The sequence below is a fragment of the Enterococcus sp. 4E1_DIV0656 genome, from assembly GCF_002140695.1.
Lineage (GTDB): Bacteria > Bacillota > Bacilli > Lactobacillales > Enterococcaceae > Enterococcus_D > Enterococcus_D entomosocium.
On the sequence record NZ_NGLF01000002.1, the window covers coordinates 28,857 to 43,940 of the forward strand.

General features: G+C 43.3%; 14 protein-coding genes. 12 read left to right on the forward strand and 2 right to left on the reverse strand.

The genetic code is table 11. The annotated features are described in order from the left end of the window. Window positions 1-21 precede the first annotated feature (21 nt). A complete protein-coding gene (locus A5882_RS13460; protein WP_005236014.1) occupies window positions 22-465 on the reverse strand; it encodes a GNAT family N-acetyltransferase in 444 nt (147 codons plus the stop codon). 70 nt (window positions 466-535) lie between these two features. Between A5882_RS13460 and A5882_RS13465 the strand changes: the two genes are divergently transcribed. The 4 genes from A5882_RS13465 (at window position 536) to cls (ending at window position 7,495) form a co-directional block, all read left to right on the forward strand. Continuing rightward, window positions 536-1,588: a hypothetical protein gene (locus A5882_RS13465; protein WP_005236012.1), complete on the forward strand. Its 1,053-nt coding sequence runs from the start codon at window positions 536-538 to the stop codon at window positions 1,586-1,588. A 351-nt stretch (window positions 1,589-1,939) separates the two neighbouring features. Then, on the forward strand, window positions 1,940-4,582 hold the full coding sequence (gene alaS / locus A5882_RS13470; RefSeq protein ID WP_086372971.1) for an alanine--tRNA ligase: 2,643 nt from the start codon (window positions 1,940-1,942) through the stop codon (window positions 4,580-4,582). A gap of 279 nt (window positions 4,583-4,861) precedes the next feature. Further along, window positions 4,862-6,004 carry a cation diffusion facilitator family transporter gene (locus tag A5882_RS13475; protein ID WP_016611745.1) on the forward strand — a complete coding sequence of 381 codons (1,143 nt, stop codon included), beginning with the start codon at window positions 4,862-4,864 and terminating at the stop codon, window positions 6,002-6,004. A 24-nt stretch (window positions 6,005-6,028) separates the two neighbouring features. Continuing rightward, the gene (gene cls, locus A5882_RS13480; RefSeq protein ID WP_008379854.1) at window positions 6,029-7,495 is read left to right on the forward strand and encodes a cardiolipin synthase; all 1,467 of its coding nucleotides are present in this window, start codon (window positions 6,029-6,031) and stop codon (window positions 7,493-7,495) included. Here the strand turns inward: cls and A5882_RS13485 are convergent. Continuing rightward, window positions 7,475-7,891: a ribonuclease HI family protein gene (locus tag A5882_RS13485; RefSeq protein ID WP_005236004.1), complete on the reverse strand. Its 417-nt coding sequence runs from the start codon at window positions 7,889-7,891 to the stop codon at window positions 7,475-7,477. The two genes, cls and A5882_RS13485, sit on opposite strands and share 21 nt — an antisense overlap. 65 nt (window positions 7,892-7,956) lie before the next feature. Between A5882_RS13485 and A5882_RS13490 the strand changes: the two genes are divergently transcribed. The 8 genes from A5882_RS13490 to A5882_RS13525 all read left to right on the forward strand — a co-directional run bounded on the left by A5882_RS13490 (window position 7,957) and on the right by A5882_RS13525 (window position 15,037). Further along, the gene (locus A5882_RS13490) at window positions 7,957-8,367 is read left to right on the forward strand and encodes an EbsA family protein (protein WP_008379857.1); all 411 of its coding nucleotides are present in this window, start codon (window positions 7,957-7,959) and stop codon (window positions 8,365-8,367) included. Window positions 8,368-8,576: 209 nt separating this feature from the next. Continuing rightward, window positions 8,577-10,247: a formate--tetrahydrofolate ligase gene (locus A5882_RS13495; RefSeq protein ID WP_008379859.1), complete on the forward strand. Its 1,671-nt coding sequence runs from the start codon at window positions 8,577-8,579 to the stop codon at window positions 10,245-10,247. A gap of 228 nt (window positions 10,248-10,475) precedes the next feature. Continuing rightward, on the forward strand, window positions 10,476-10,883 hold the full coding sequence (locus A5882_RS13500; RefSeq protein ID WP_005235998.1) for a hypothetical protein: 408 nt from the start codon (window positions 10,476-10,478) through the stop codon (window positions 10,881-10,883). After that, window positions 10,876-11,583, forward strand: coding sequence for a CBS domain-containing protein (locus A5882_RS13505; RefSeq protein ID WP_005235996.1), 708 nt, complete (start codon window positions 10,876-10,878; stop codon window positions 11,581-11,583). Before A5882_RS13500 ends, A5882_RS13505 begins: the two co-directional genes overlap by 8 nt. Next, entirely contained in the window at window positions 11,580-12,065 is a 486-nt protein-coding gene (gene lspA, locus A5882_RS13510) for a signal peptidase II (RefSeq protein WP_005226122.1), read from the forward strand. The genes A5882_RS13505 and lspA overlap by 4 nt, the downstream gene beginning before the upstream one ends. Continuing rightward, complete coding sequence (locus A5882_RS13515; protein ID WP_008379864.1) at window positions 12,049-12,957, forward strand: RluA family pseudouridine synthase; 909 nt, start codon at window positions 12,049-12,051, stop codon at window positions 12,955-12,957. Before lspA ends, A5882_RS13515 begins: the two co-directional genes overlap by 17 nt. 243 nt (window positions 12,958-13,200) lie before the next feature. Continuing rightward, window positions 13,201-13,737 (forward strand): bifunctional pyr operon transcriptional regulator/uracil phosphoribosyltransferase PyrR, encoded by a 537-nt coding sequence (pyrR, locus tag A5882_RS13520; RefSeq protein WP_005235992.1) that lies wholly within the window; start codon window positions 13,201-13,203, stop codon window positions 13,735-13,737. Between the two features lie 19 nt (window positions 13,738-13,756). Further along, window positions 13,757-15,037, forward strand: coding sequence for a solute carrier family 23 protein (locus tag A5882_RS13525; RefSeq protein ID WP_005226119.1), 1,281 nt, complete (start codon window positions 13,757-13,759; stop codon window positions 15,035-15,037). Window positions 15,038-15,084: the final 47 nt, after the last annotated feature.

The window sequence follows — 15,084 nt, forward strand, 5'->3', positions numbered from 1 at the left end:
AACAGCAGTCAAGGAAGAGAACTACTCTTCCTTGACTGCTGTTTTTAATTGTTTGGTCATTTCTACACACAATACGCCATCTTCAGCATAGGGTTCAGATGTTTTTTGATACCCACAGGATTCATAAAACGCACAAGCGTCGATCTCTGCGGATAACACTGATTGGAGGGCACCCTCTTGGACACCACGCATTTCGAGATAATGCAATAATTTGGTGCCGTATCCTTGGTGCCGAAAGGCCTTAGCTACGCAAAAGCGATCAGGTTGCAGAGTGTTCGGTGTAGAGAATTGATAGCGAATGGTAGCGATCGGTGTGTTTCCATCAAGCCAAAGAAAGTATGGACAGGTTTGGTCTTTTTCATCAAATTCCCATTCTGCCGGAATGTGCTGTTCTTCTACAAAAACGGCTTTCCGCAAGGCGAAAACCGCTTGTAGCATCCACGGACTGCGTCCAAAATAAAGCATCAGTCGTTTTCCTCCTTTTTCGTGGTATACTCGTTATATAGTAATTGTAGCAGATGAGAGGAGAAATGACGTGGATTTTTTTGAGGCGTTACAATGGTCAAATTGGAAGACACTGTCCTTTGAAATCAAAGAACAGCTGATCCAGCAAATTTTAATGTATTTTGTCAGTCCTTTAAAGGAGATCACCGATGTCCATTTTAGTCAGTTGACGTATGCAGGATTGAAATGTGCTACCTTTGAATTAACGATCGATGGCGAAGACTTTGTCTTTATACCAGGGAATTCTGAGGCGATCTTAGGTTGGGATCTCGGTGTGCAAGGATTACCGGCTACTTGCTGGAGTAAAAATTGGCAGTCACCACCCAATGAGATCATTCGCCAACTGGAAACAATCTATGAGTTAGAAACCAGCCAGGATTGGGGGATTTTTGTCAATGAGTCGACGAGCCCTTTGCGTAAAGCTGTGATTGATCCCATGCTAGTCCAAAAAAGTTCTCTGCCTGCTGGCGCAAGGTATATCGGGCAGTTAAATACGATCACTGGGGAGTTTCACGGGTTAGTCGATCAATTCAGTGTTTTCGAAAAAGAGCTAAAGGCACAATTCACAGCACCAGCGTCCTTTGAGGAAAGCTTGCGTTGGGAATTACCCGCTTTTTATCACGAAGAGAATCGCTATTTTGCTGCACTAGAGCCGTTATCGGAAACCTATCAGTTATTTACCCACGAATCCGTCAGTCAAACAGAATTGAAACAGCAGTTAGATAAACAAGGCTTTCAGCTGCTTTCAGAGGATCAATGGGAATATGTCTGCGGTGCTGCTACTCGGCGACTTTTTCGCTGGGGCAATGAAAAGTCTTGCGACGATGGTGTCTCTTTGCCAACCGCTGAATTGCTTGAACCGAATTTATTTGGCTGCACCTATGGGCTTGCGGATGCGTGGGAGCTGACAGATGGCTTGTCTTTAAAAATGGAGAACTGGCAAATTTGTGGGCATCCCTTATTCGATGCATTGCCTTATGCCAGTTATTACCGTTCACGGAAAATGCTACAGCCAGATCAAAAGCTTTCTCCGCAGAGCTATCGTTACCGCAAAGCGATTCTGATCAATAAAGACCGGATTTGAGGATTGACTTTTTCGACACATTTCCTTATACTTTGAATGACGAAGGATATGGTCGGTTTGATGATTCATTACAGAAAGTTTTTCACTGCTGAGAGAAAAACATGAATTCAGACGGATTGCTCCCTTTGGTGCTCAACTGCAGCAGAAATGTTGCCGTCCACTCCGCGTTAACGAGTCTAAGAGGTAATGAGTCACATCATTGCAAGCAAGGTGGTACCGCGTATCGACGTCCTTGCTCTGCAATGGTGTTTTTTTATCGTCAAAATGACTCTAAAGGCATAAGAGCGCCTTACCAGCAATTTTGTCAGCCCCTGTATCTTAAGCGAACACAGAAGAAAGTAGGAGAATAACGTGAAACAATTATCCAGTGCAGAAGTACGCCAAATGTTTTTGGACTTCTTTCAATCAAAAGGTCATTCAATTGAACCAAGTGCGTCCCTTGTCCCAGTCAACGATCCAACCCTATTATGGATCAATTCAGGGGTGGCAACGCTAAAAAAATATTTTGACGGCAGTGTTGTTCCTGAAAACCCAAGAATGACCAATGCGCAAAAATCAATTCGGACCAACGACATCGAAAACGTTGGGAAAACAGCAAGACACCATACGATGTTTGAAATGCTAGGAAACTTTTCGATCGGCGATTATTTCAAAAATGAAGCGATTCATTGGGCATGGGAGTTTTTGACTTCCCCAGAATGGATGGCTTTTGATCCAGAAAAGTTATATGTCACGGTTTATCCAAAAGACACAGAAGCAAAACGGATCTGGGCAGAAGAAGTCGGCTTGACACCAGAGCATATCGTTGAGATTGAAGACAACTTTTGGGACATTGGTGCAGGACCATGTGGACCGGATTCGGAGATTTTCTATGACCGTGGTCCTGAGTTTAATGACGTAGCGGAAGATGATCCCGAAAACTATCCTGGTGGCGAAAACGAGCGCTATTTGGAAATCTGGAATCTGGTCTTTTCAGAATTCAATCATCAACCAGATGGCTCCTATGAACCACTACCACATAAAAACATTGATACGGGGATGGGGCTGGAACGAATGGTTTCCATCGTTCAAAATGCACCAACCAATTTTGAAACAGACTTGTTTCTGCCGATCATCAATGCAGTGGCGGATTTAAGCGGTCGTGTGAACTACGGCGACAGCAAAACGACAGATATCTCCTTTAAAGTGATTGCAGACCATATCCGCGCGCTTTCTTTTGCGATCGGCGATGGGGCACTTCCTTCAAATGAAGGCCGTGGCTATGTTTTACGTCGTTTATTACGTCGTGCAGTCATGCATGGGAAAAAATTAGGGATCGATGCTGCCTTCTTATACAAATTAGTACCGATCGTTGGCGAGATCATGGAAAGCTACTATCCTGAAGTACTAGAGCAGCAAGAATTTATTGAGAAAGTGATCCGCAACGAGGAAGAACGTTTTCATGAAACGATCAATGAAGGGTTAGATATTTTAAATCAAGTGATCGCCCAAGTAAAAGCAGACGGTCAAGATACGTTAGCTGGTCAAGATATTTTCAAATTGTATGACACTTACGGCTTCCCGGTTGAACTGACAGAAGAAGTGGCGGAAGACGAAGGGTTGAAAGTGGACCATCAAGGGTTTGAACAAGAAATGGATGCACAACGTGCCCGCGCTCGTGCGGCTCGACAAACGGAGCTTTCAATGGGCGTACAATCCGCTTTATTGACAGATATCAAAGTAGACAGCCGTTTCGTTGGCTATGATTCACTTGAAGCAAACAGCGAATTATTAGTGATCATCCAAGACGAAGCGTTACATGATTCTGTTTCGACAGGTGAAGCAAAACTGATTTTTGCCGAAACACCATTTTACGCAGAAATGGGTGGACAAGTTGCGGACACAGGCACGATCGTAGCAGAAGATGGTACGATCGTAGCGGAAGTGACGGATGTCAAAAAAGCACCGAACGGTCAGTTCTTGCATACTGCTACAGTCAAAGCGCCACTACAAGAAGGCGTGAACTATTTCTTACAAGTGGATCAGCATCGTCGCAATAAGATCATCAAAAATCATACGGCGACTCACTTATTGCATAAAGCGTTAAAAGAAGTATTAGGTAGCCATGCGAACCAAGCAGGTTCATTAGTTGCTCCAGGACATTTGCGCTTTGACTTTAGTCATTTCGGGCAAGTGACCAGCGAAGAACTGAGCCAAATGGAACAAATCGTCAACCAAAAAATTTGGGAAGCCCTCCCTGTTGTGACGATCGAAACGGATATCGATACCGCAAAAGGCATGGGAGCGATGGCACTCTTTGGTGAAAAATATGGGCATGACGTTCGCGTCGTCAATGTTGCCGATTGGTCGATCGAATTATGTGGGGGAACCCATGTGGCAAATACGGAGGATATCGGTATTTTCAAAATCGTTTCTGAATCAGGGATCGGTGCTGGTGTTCGTCGGATCGAAGCCGTGACTAGTCAAGAAGCCTATACGTTATTGCATGAAGAAGAAACGCAATTAAAAGCAATCGCAGGAATCGTTAAATCTGCCCAATTAAAAGAAGTCGTTGCCAAAACAGAACAACTGCAAGCGCAGCTACGTGAATTGCAAAAAGAAAACGAAGCTCTTGCCAGCAAGTTAGCAAATCAGCAAGCAGGGGATGTTTTCAAAGATGTCAAAGAAGTAAATGGTCTGCGTCTAATCACAGCGAAAGTGACTGTTAAGGACATGAACCAATTACGTCAACTAGCCGATCAATGGAAACAAAAAGACCATTCTGATATTTTAGTGTTAGCTACCGCGAATGATGGCAAAGTGAATCTTTTAGCTGCTATGAACAAAGTAGCCAATGAAAAAGGATTGAAAGCGGGCGATTTGATCAAAGAGATCGCACCTAAAGTTGGTGGCGGCGGTGGCGGCCGTCCTGATATGGCACAAGCCGGCGGGAAGAATCCTGAAGGAATCACAGCAGCACTTGAGACCGCAGCAGCGTGGTTAGCTGCCAAGTAATCACACTAACTGGTTGAATCTGTGCCAGGGAATTTCTTTCGTTTAAGATGATAGATGAAAGAGGAGCGCAGGTCTTTAGCACAGTCCTTTTTTGAACGAAGATGACGGAGGGGGGAGACCCTTCCGTTATCTTTTTCCTTTTTTCCTACGTGTTATCTGAAAATGCGTTCGATAATTGAAGGGAATTCGCTTTTTTTTCGAAAAAGCGATACGAATAGTTGTTTAATTGAATTCCTTCGGGGTAAAATAAGAAAGATGGTTTTTTGAGAGGGTGATGATTTGCTAAACTTTTTTTTAAATCGTAGCAAAAAAAATGGTGTCTACGAACGCACAGCCATTGGGAAGTTAGCGGGTAGCCTCGGGTTGCTTTCCAACCTCCTATTATTTGCCGGAAAATTTATCATTGGCTTATCTGCACAATCTGTTTCGATTATGGCCGATGCCATCAACAGTCTTTCAGATACAGCCTCGTCTATTTTAACATTGATCGGTTTTCGGATCTCGGCGAAACCAGCCGACAGTGAACATCCATATGGACATGAGCGATTTGAAGCCATCAGTGGGTTTGTGGTATCTTTGATCATCACGTTTGTTGGCGGTCAATTTCTCATCAGCTCTGTGCAACGCATCATGGAACCGACGAGTATCCGTCTTTCACCACTATTGTTTATCGTTTTGGTTTTATCGATTTTGATCAAAATCTGGCAGGGAGCGATGTACCGCAAACTGGCGAACCTGATTGGCTCTCAAACACTTAAAGCCAGTGGGCAAGACAGTCTCAACGATGTGTATACAACGGGTGCGGTTTTGTTTTCAGCGACGATCGAGTGGTTGACTGGCCTACGTATTGATGGCTTTGTCGGCTGTCTGATTGCCTTGTATATTTTGATTAGCGGAATCAAAATGATTCGTTCCTTTATCAACGAATTATTAGGGGCACGCCCAACGCAAGAAGAAGTAGCTGCCATGGAGCAGCGCTTGGATCACTATCCGACGATTCTCGGTTACCATGATTTACTGGTTCATAATTATGGACCGAAAAATCGCTTTGCCAGTGTGCATATCGAAGTGGATGAAACGTGGTCTTTACGAGAAGCGCATGAGGTGATTGATGCTATTGAACAAGATTTTCGCCAATCTTTAAAGGTCGACCTTGTCTGTCATCTTGATCCAGTACCAATTCAAGATCAGCAGTATCGGTATTTAAAAAAAGAAGTGTCAAAGATCATTCGCTTCGTTGATCCGCAGTTACGGATGCATGATTTTCAGGTCAAAGGAGATCTGTTGGCGTTTGATTTAGTGATTCCCGCAAAATCGGCGTATAGTGATCAAGAAATCGAAGAAATGCTGAAACAAAAAATCAAAGAAACACTAGGGAACTATGAATTGAAGCTTGCTTTCGATCATAGTTACCTATTATAGGGTTACAGGATATAGGAGGAAACTATGATAAAAATGGATATGAGCATGATTTCCACGGTATTATTGGCACTTTTGTTTATTAATACGATTGCTGCCTTTATTACTGTTTTTCGGAAACCACGCTCGATTGCAAGTGTCTTTGCTTGGATGATGACGTTGGTATTCATCCCCGGCATCGGGTTTTTGTTGTACTTGTTTTGTGGTCGGGGGATCGACGGAGAAATTATTTATAAATTTAGTGAGCACCACCAAAGTAGGATCAATGAGTTGAATCAAATCATCAAAGTGCACAATTATTCTTTTCCTGAACATCCTTACTCAGATGACAATCATCTATTAGAGCGCTATTTTAAGAACCTTGATGAATCGCCCTTGACTAAAGGAAACAAAGTAGAATTTTATACAGATGGAAAAGAAAAATTTGCAGCATTGTTTGAAGACATGAAGCAAGCAGAAGATAATCTGCATGTGGAATATTATTCGTTTTTTAATGATGAGATCGGTGGCCAATTTCTGTCTATCTTGATCGATAAAGCCCGTGAAGGTGTTGAAGTGCGTTTGGTCTATGATCCATGGGGGTCACCGAAAGCCAATCGGAAATTCTTTCAACCGTTGATTGATGCCGGTGGAAAAGTCGTGCCTTTCATCACTTCGAAGAACCTGATCCGTAACACACGATTGAACTATCATCTACATCGAAAAATCGTTGTGATCGATGGTCAAATTGGGTGGACTGGCGGCTTTAATGTCGGCGATCAATATTTAGGGAAAAAGGCCAAATTTGGCTATTGGCGAGACACCCATGCGAGAATCGTAGGTACTGCCAGTTTTACACTACAAGAGATTTTTATTCGTGACTGGAACGCATCTGTAAAAAAAGAAGAGGATCAACTGGAATACGAGGATCGCTACTTTATTCTACCGCCGAAAGAGCTCTCTGGAAATGTTGATTTGCAGATTGTCGCTGATGGTCCTGAAAGTGAGACCCAAATTCTCAAAGGCGGTTTTGTAAAAATGATCTTAGCTGCCAAAGAATCGATTTGGATCCAAACGCCTTATTTGATTCCTGATGACAGTATGATGAACGCATTGGAAATTGCCATCCACTCAGGTGTAGACGTCCGAATCATGATCCCATGTATGCCTGACCACCCATTCATTTACCGGGCAACACAGCATTATGCCAATTATTTGCATCGTCGTGGTGCAAAAATCTACATCTATAACAATGGTTTCCTCCATGCGAAGACGGTCATGATGGATGATACCATTAGTTCCTTTGGGACGACAAATCAAGACATTCGGAGTTATGCCTTGAATTTTGAAGTCAATGCTTTTGCCTACGATCACGATGTCACGCAAACGTTGAAAGGCTTCTTTGAAGAGGATATGGCGCAATCAACATTACTGACGGATGAAATTTTAGCTAAGCAGTCTTACTGGTTGCGCTTCAAACAAAACTTCTCTCGGTTATTGTCTCCGATCCTTTAATTTCAATGCCTTTGCTAATCCTTGGCGTGCCAAATGGTCGGCACCTTTGTTTTGGCTCTCAGGGATCCATTGGATGATCGCTAAAGGGAACTGTTTCAACAAGCATTGAATTTCCGTTAAATAATCAGAAAAAGCAGGGTTTTTGGTATAATTCTTGTCGATAGTCTGCGCAACGACTTTGCTGTCGGTATAGAGCATAATCGTCTGTTCCTGTAACCCTTTGTCAATCAGCAGCTGCAACGCGTTTACCATCACAGCGAACTCTGCTTGGTGGTTGGTTGAATCAGGTAGCGGAAACGCAATTTGCTCATGCAGATCAGTACCGACAATGACGATTCCACCGCCACTAGGGCCGGGGTTGCCTTTCGTGGAAGCATCAAGATAAACTTTTAACATTGTCTCACCCTTTTTTGATATGATAAAGATAGTATACTAGAAATTTTATGTTGTGAGGAACTTTTATGAAGCGTAAATTGTATTGGCAACCGGAAGCTGCTACAGCGATCATTTATTGGTCGTTTACTATGATGATATTATTTATCAGTTTGATTCTTTCGTTAGAAAATACCAGACCTTATTGGAAAAGCAACCTCGTTTTAGCCGTCTTTTTCTTTTTTGTATGGTTAGGTATTCACCGAAGCATGCTCATCAGAAATGATTTGCTCCTTATTCGCTATGCCCGCTTATGGAAGAAACGCCTTATTTCTTTACCTGAGATAGAAAAATGGCAAATTAAAAACCGTTTAATCAGCATTACCGATCATCAAAAAACGTATACCTTCACGTTGCGTAAAAAAGATGTGGCATGGTTAGAAACTTTTTTTCAAGAAAAAATCCCTGAAAAAAGGGTGCAGGTCGAAACCAACGAGTAATTCATAGGAATCTAGAAAACAGCGATCACTCCTTTTGGCGGTACAGCCTTAGGAAGGACGTTGTTTTTTGTTTACATAGAGGATTCGGCAAACTTCTTGTAAAAGTGTGGAAAATCTCTCTTTCTTTCTGAATAAAATCAAGTATAATAAGAGCATAGCAAACAAAATACATTTTAAAGTGCTAAATAGTTCGTGAATTGAGGGTAAAAATGAAATCAGATATCGAAATTGCACAAGAATCAACGCCTAAACCGATTATTGAAATTGCTGAACCACTTGGTTTAACAGGGGATGACCTGGAACTTTATGGCAAATATAAAGCAAAAATCGAATGGTCGGCAATCAAAGAAAAAGCAAACAAGCCGTTAGGTAAGCTTATTTTAGTCACAGCCATCAGCCCGACACCAGCAGGGGAAGGTAAATCAACGGTGACCATCGGACTTGCGGATGCCCTGAATCAAATCGGGAAACAAACCGTCATTGCTTTGCGGGAGCCATCATTGGGCCCAGTAATGGGCATCAAAGGCGGCGCCACCGGCGGCGGCAAAGCACAAGTTCTACCGATGGAAGACATCAACTTACATTTCACAGGTGATATGCATGCGATCACGGCTGCCAATAACGCCTTGTCTGCGTTGATCGACAATCATATCCAACAAGGCAACGAATTAGGGATCGACGGACGTCGGGTCACATGGAAACGCGTTGTCGATTTGAATGATCGAGCGTTACGACAAGTGATCGTCGGTCTAGGGGGACCGTTACAAGGCGTTCCCCGAGAAGACGGTTTTGACATTACCGTTGCTAGTGAGATCATGGCGATTTTGTGCTTGGCAACAAGTATTGATAATTTAAAAGAGCGATTAGGAAAGATTTTAATTGGTTATTCTTTTGGGAAACAACCGATTTACGTAAAAGATCTGGCGGTCCAAGGTGCTTTAGCCTTACTTTTAAAAGATGCCCTCAAACCGAATCTCGTTCAAACGATTGAAGGAACCCCTGCGCTGATCCATGGCGGTCCTTTTGCGAATATCGCCCATGGGTGTAATAGTGTCATCGCAACCGAGACGGCTTTGCACGTAGGCGAATACACGGTGACCGAAGCTGGGTTTGGTGCTGACTTAGGCGCAGAGAAATTTCTTGATATCAAAACACCGAATTTATCAAAGGCACCAGATGCGATCGTAGTGGTAGCAACGATCAGAGCACTGAAGATGCATGGTGGGGTCGCTGTCGCTGATTTAGGGACAGAAAACTTAAAAGCATTAGAGCGAGGCTTCAGTAATTTAAAGCGTCATGTTGAAAACATGCGTAAATATGGTATTCCAGTTGTCGTTGCCCTTAATGAGTTCTCACAAGACACAGAAGCAGAGCGGAAATTAGTTGAAACCATGTGTCAGCAAATCGACGTCACCATCGCACGGACAGCCGTTTGGGCAGAAGGTGGCGCCGGTGGAACGGATCTAGCAAAAGCGCTGGTACAAGTAATTGAGGAAAAAACCGCCAACTATCATCGCTTGTATACCGACGATTTGCCTTTAGCGGATAAAGCTTCTTTGATTGTGCGTGAGATCTACGGCGGGGCAGAGGTTGAGTTTGCGCCTAAAGCCAAGGCACAGTTGCAAAGCTTCAAAGAGCAAGGCTGGGATCAGCTGCCGATTTGTATGGCAAAAACCCAGTATTCATTCAGTGATGATCCAAAGCGATTGGGCGCACCAGATGACTTCACAGTAACGATTCGCGAATTCGTGCCAAAATTAGGTGCTGGTTTTATCGTTGCCTTGACTGGTGCCGTGATGACAATGCCTGGATTACCGAAGAAACCTGCGGCTATCAATATGGACGTGACTTCTGATGGCCAAGCGATCGGTCTTTTCTAAAAGAGTGATCACAAGCAAAGAAAACATTCGCTGCATTTGAAACGAAAAAACGGAAAGAGATGATTTGAAAGGACGGATGCAAGCGGCATTCGTCTTTTTCTCGTTCATTAGACGTGATGGAAGATAAAAGTAGGGATTCTTGTTATAATAATCAAGGAAGCAAGCAAAAGTCTATTTTCTTTCTTTTGATAATCAAGTATACTTAACCAATTGAGGTGATCTTTGTCAATGGAGCTACAACTAACTAGGAGGACTGGTTTTTATGGAATGGGCAGTCCCTTAGAGGTCATGCAAGGGAAAAAAAGAATCGCTGCCATCAATCATCAGCAAACGATTTTTTTAGAGTTAGCTGAGCAGACACCGATTCGTGTGCGCATGTTTTTTTTAGAAAGTCAGCCTTTTCAGCTACCACAAGGCCAATCAGCGCTCAAGCTGGAGATCGTGATGAATCCTACGCTTAAAAGATTATATATCGGCTTTTATTTAAGCCTTTTTCTCATGATGGGGGTATTGGGCTTATTCTCTATCTCCCTTTACTCGTTGCTTTTTGTCGGGGTGTATTTGGTGGCATATTTTGTCTTTGTTTTGATTTATTTGAAAAAAGCGTATCTTATCAAGGAGGTTCCTCATGGCTAGTGGTGCAGATCAATTTTTGAGTAGTTTTAATCGAATCGAAAAGCGGCTTCGTGACGAATTGGATAATCCACGGAATATGGGTTTTTCTGAAATGGTTCGTCGCTTGTCAAAAAGCAAAAATATCAATGTTAGAAGAGCAGAAGATGATTTATTACAAATGGCTCAGCTGCGCAATGCCATCGTACATGAAAAAATCGGAGAAAACTTTGTCATTGCTGAACCGAATGAATGGGTCGTCAATCGCATTCAAGAAATTGAACGCTCTTTACTGGCACCTGAAAAAGTCATGCCGCGTTTTGCGAAACGAGTGACTGGTTTTGAAAAGCACCTGCCATTACCAGAGTTATTGAAAATCGTTGCCCAAAAGCGCTATTCACAATTTCCGATCTATGATAATGGTCGATTTTTGGGCTTGATCACTTTGCGGATGCTGGGATACTGGTTAGCGAAAGAAAGCCTCCATGGTGAAATCAAGTTGACAGGCAGAACGGCAGATGAATTATTAGCAGGAGATGGGAAACGATCAAATTATTGTTTCGTGTCGGCTGAAACGACCATCGTAGAAGTGGAAGAATTGTTTCAAAAAAATGCCCTGCTTGAGGCGGTTTTGATCACCAAGGATAAAAATCCGAATGGAAATCTCTTGGGCATCATCCGTCCACGAGATATTTTTAAAGAAGAAAGAGTGGAAAATTTATGATCGCGTTGTTTTTTTTGTTAAGTGCTGTTGTCATTGGCTTGGATCAATGGCTGAAAATTTGGATCGTTGCCAATTATCAACTAGGTGAAACACATTCTCTGATCGACAATGTGTTGTCCCTGACCTATCTTCAGAATACCGGTGCAGCTTGGAGTATTCTAGAAGGAAAAATCACTTTTTTTGCGATCATCACCGTTATCGCGGTTGCCGTCGTTGTTTACCTATTGTTTCGTTACCAAAAAAGCAGTTTGTGGTTTCGCTTTGGATTGGCATTTGTTCTAGGTGGCGCTATCGGAAACTTCATCGATCGCTTGCAGCATGGCTTTGTGGTGGACATGTTCCAGCTTGATTTTATCAATTTCCCAATTTTCAATATCGCTGATATGTCATTAGTGTTTGGGGTAATCTTGATTTTTATTTATGCACTGGTAGATGACGAAGCAAAAGGGAAACAAGGAGAATCAAATGGAAAAGCAAATTGAAGTAATCATTAAAGAAGAAAAAGGGCGGGTCGACAAAGTGTTGGCTGAACGCTTGCCTGACCATAGCCGTTCACAAGTTCAACAATGGCTGAAAGAAGATGCCGTTACTTTAGAAGGTGAAACGGTTCGGGCTAATTATAAAGTAAAAGCAGGCGATCACTTGGTCATCCAAGTGCCAGAGCCGGAAGTAGTAGATTTAGAGCCAGAAAATATTCCTTTGACGATCGTCTATCAAGATGCTGATGTGGCAGTCATCAACAAGCCGCAAGGGATGGTGGTTCATCCATCCGCTGGGCATCCAAATGGCACCTTGGTCAATGCGTTATTGTACCATATGGATGATTTATCCACGATCAATGATGTTGTTCGGCCAGGAATCGTTCATCGAATCGACAAAGATACGTCGGGTCTGTTAATGATCGCCAAAAATGATCAGGCACATGAGTCGTTAGCGAAACAATTGAAAGACAAAACATCGTTACGCAAGTACGTAGCATTGGTTCATGGTACGATCAGCCACGAAAAAGGCACCATCAATGCACCAATCGGTCGATCAAAAGTCAATCGCAAAATGCAAGCCGTGATCGAAAATGGCAAACCCGCTGTCACTCACTTCACCGTGTTGGAGCGCTTCGAGCAGTTCACCTTAGTAGAACTACAGCTGGAAACAGGAAGAACCCATCAAATAAGAGTCCACATGCAGTACATCGGTTTTCCGCTAGCTGGCGATCCGCTATATGGACCTAAACGCACGCTAAAAGGCAATGGGCAGTTTTTACATGCCAAGCTTCTAGGCTTCACCCACCCAACAACAGGCGAGTCGCTGGTCTTTGAAGCGCCATTACCAGAGCTGTTCACGGACACGTTAAAAAAATTGCGAAAAAATGATTGATTTTTTTGTGTGAGAACTGTATAGTAATTGTAACAACTAAATAGCTCCTTTAAATGTAGTCCCGTGAGGCTAAGAAGGAATGAGTAAGCAGACGACTCCCGCGTTGGAGATTCGAACCCTTACTAGATGATAACGTGTACCCAAAATCCACAGAATGGGATTTTAGGCAACGATCGGAAAACATGACTCCTACCTCAAGCAGGTAGGAGTTTTTTTATGTTCAAAATTAGGAGGGAATAACATATGGCAGCGAAAGAAGTAGTAGATGCAGTAACAATGAAACGAGCGTTAACGCGGATCACCTATGAAATTATTGAAAGAAATCGCGGCATTGATAACTTGGTGCTGGTAGGGATCAAGACAAGAGGCATCTATATCGCTCAACGAATAGCAGAACGTTTAAAACAACTAGAAGGCGTAGAAGTACCTGTCGGTGAATTGGACATCACCTTGTACCGAGATGACAAAAAGGCAGAAGATGATCCAGAGATCCATTCATCAGACATCCCGACTGCCATTGATGGCAAAGAAGTTATCTTAATCGATGATGTCTTGTTTACAGGACGGACGATTCGGGCAGCTTTGGATGCCATCATGGATATTGGTCGACCAAAACGAATCTCACTCGCCGTTCTAGTTGACCGCGGTCATCGTGAACTGCCGATTCGGGCAGATTTCGTTGGGAAAAATATTCCAACTGCTTTAAGTGAAGAAATTATCGTGGAGATGGAAGAATCAGATGGTTCTGACCGGATCATGATCAATAAAGAAAACGACTAGGAAGAAGAGTGACAGCAACATGCAGAAGCAAGAATTTCGTAATCCAGACGCAGTTTTAGACATCAAAGATCGGCCCAAAGCACTGCCTTGGTTAGGTCTAAGCTTACAACATCTTTTCACGATGTTTGGGGCAACAGTATTAGTTCCGATCCTCGTTGGGATCAACCCCAGCATCGCTTTAGTTAGTTCAGGTATTGGAACATTGGTTTACTTGGTCACAACGAAAGGGAAGATTCCTGCGTATCTAGGCAGCAGCTTTGCGTTTATCGCAGCGATGCAGATGCTGATGAAATCTGATGGCTACCCAGCTATCGCACAAGGCGCCATCACGACTGGGTTGGTTTACGTGATCGTTTCGATGATCATTAAACGTGCCGGTGCAGCTTGGTTGGATAAGATCTTACCACCGATCATTGTCGGTCCTGTGATTATGGTGATTGGATTAGGGTTAGCCGCTAACGCCGCCCAGAATGCAATGTACAATGACTCAGTCTACGATTTCAAGTACATTCTGGTAGCTTTGGCTACCTTAGGATTAACGATTTTCTTCAATATGTTTCTGCGAGGGTTTTTAGGATTGATCCCGATCCTTCTGGGGATTGTGGGCGGATACTTGATCGCCTTAGCAGCGGGGATCGTCGATGTGCAGCCCATCATTGACGCCAACTGGTTTGGCATGCCGAGCTTCGAGATTCCCTTCATTAACTATGAACCAAAACTGTATCTGAATGCGATCACGACGATGGCGCCGATCGCTTTTGTTACCATGACCGAACACATCGGTCATCTGATGGTCTTGAACAAATTAACGAAGCGGAACTTTTTTGAAGAGCCAGGCTTGAACCGAACACTATTGGGAGATGGGTTTGCTCAAATTGCAGCCGGTCTCGTTGGGGGACCCCCAGTGACAAGTTACGGAGAAAACATCGGGGTTTTAGCAATTACACGGGTCCACAGTGTGTTCGTCATCGGTGGTGCGGCAATTCTAGCCATCGTACTAGGCTTCGTTGGAAAACTAAGCGCATTGATCTTAAGTATTCCTGGTCCAGTCATCTCAGGGATCAGCTTCCTGCTCTTTGGCGTCATCGCTGCCAGCGGGTTGAAAATTTTGATCGACAACAAAATCGATTTTGATCGTAAGAAAAATTTGATCATTGCGTCAGTGATCCTTGTGGTAGGAATCGGCGGTCTTGTCTTCACGGTCGGTACCTTCACATTATCCGCAATGGCGTTAGCAACTGTCCTAGGGATCTTCTTGAATCTTATTTTACCTGACAGCTCTCGCAGCGAAGAAAAATAACTTGTGCCAACTCATCGTTTAAACAGAATCAAAGGAGGAATTCATTC

What these genes read in the sequence shown, in the direction of transcription:
- A5882_RS13460 (WP_005236014.1), bottom strand. Translation starts at nt 465, where the DNA reads ATGCTTTATTTTGGACGCAGTCCGTGGATGCTACAAGCGGTTTTCGCC.
- cls (WP_008379854.1), top strand. Translation starts at nt 6,029, where the DNA reads ATGATAAAAATGGATATGAGCATGATTTCCACGGTATTATTGGCACTT.
- A5882_RS13485 (WP_005236004.1), bottom strand. Translation starts at nt 7,891, where the DNA reads ATGTTAAAAGTTTATCTTGATGCTTCCACGAAAGGCAACCCCGGCCCT.
- A5882_RS13490 (WP_008379857.1), top strand. Translation starts at nt 7,957, where the DNA reads ATGAAGCGTAAATTGTATTGGCAACCGGAAGCTGCTACAGCGATCATT.
- A5882_RS13495 (WP_008379859.1), top strand. Translation starts at nt 8,577, where the DNA reads ATGAAATCAGATATCGAAATTGCACAAGAATCAACGCCTAAACCGATT.
- A5882_RS13500 (WP_005235998.1), top strand. Translation starts at nt 10,476, where the DNA reads ATGGAGCTACAACTAACTAGGAGGACTGGTTTTTATGGAATGGGCAGT.
- A5882_RS13505 (WP_005235996.1), top strand. Translation starts at nt 10,876, where the DNA reads ATGGCTAGTGGTGCAGATCAATTTTTGAGTAGTTTTAATCGAATCGAA.
- lspA (WP_005226122.1), top strand. Translation starts at nt 11,580, where the DNA reads ATGATCGCGTTGTTTTTTTTGTTAAGTGCTGTTGTCATTGGCTTGGAT.
- A5882_RS13515 (WP_008379864.1), top strand. Translation starts at nt 12,049, where the DNA reads ATGGAAAAGCAAATTGAAGTAATCATTAAAGAAGAAAAAGGGCGGGTC.
- pyrR (WP_005235992.1), top strand. Translation starts at nt 13,201, where the DNA reads ATGGCAGCGAAAGAAGTAGTAGATGCAGTAACAATGAAACGAGCGTTA.
- A5882_RS13525 (WP_005226119.1), top strand. Translation starts at nt 13,757, where the DNA reads ATGCAGAAGCAAGAATTTCGTAATCCAGACGCAGTTTTAGACATCAAA.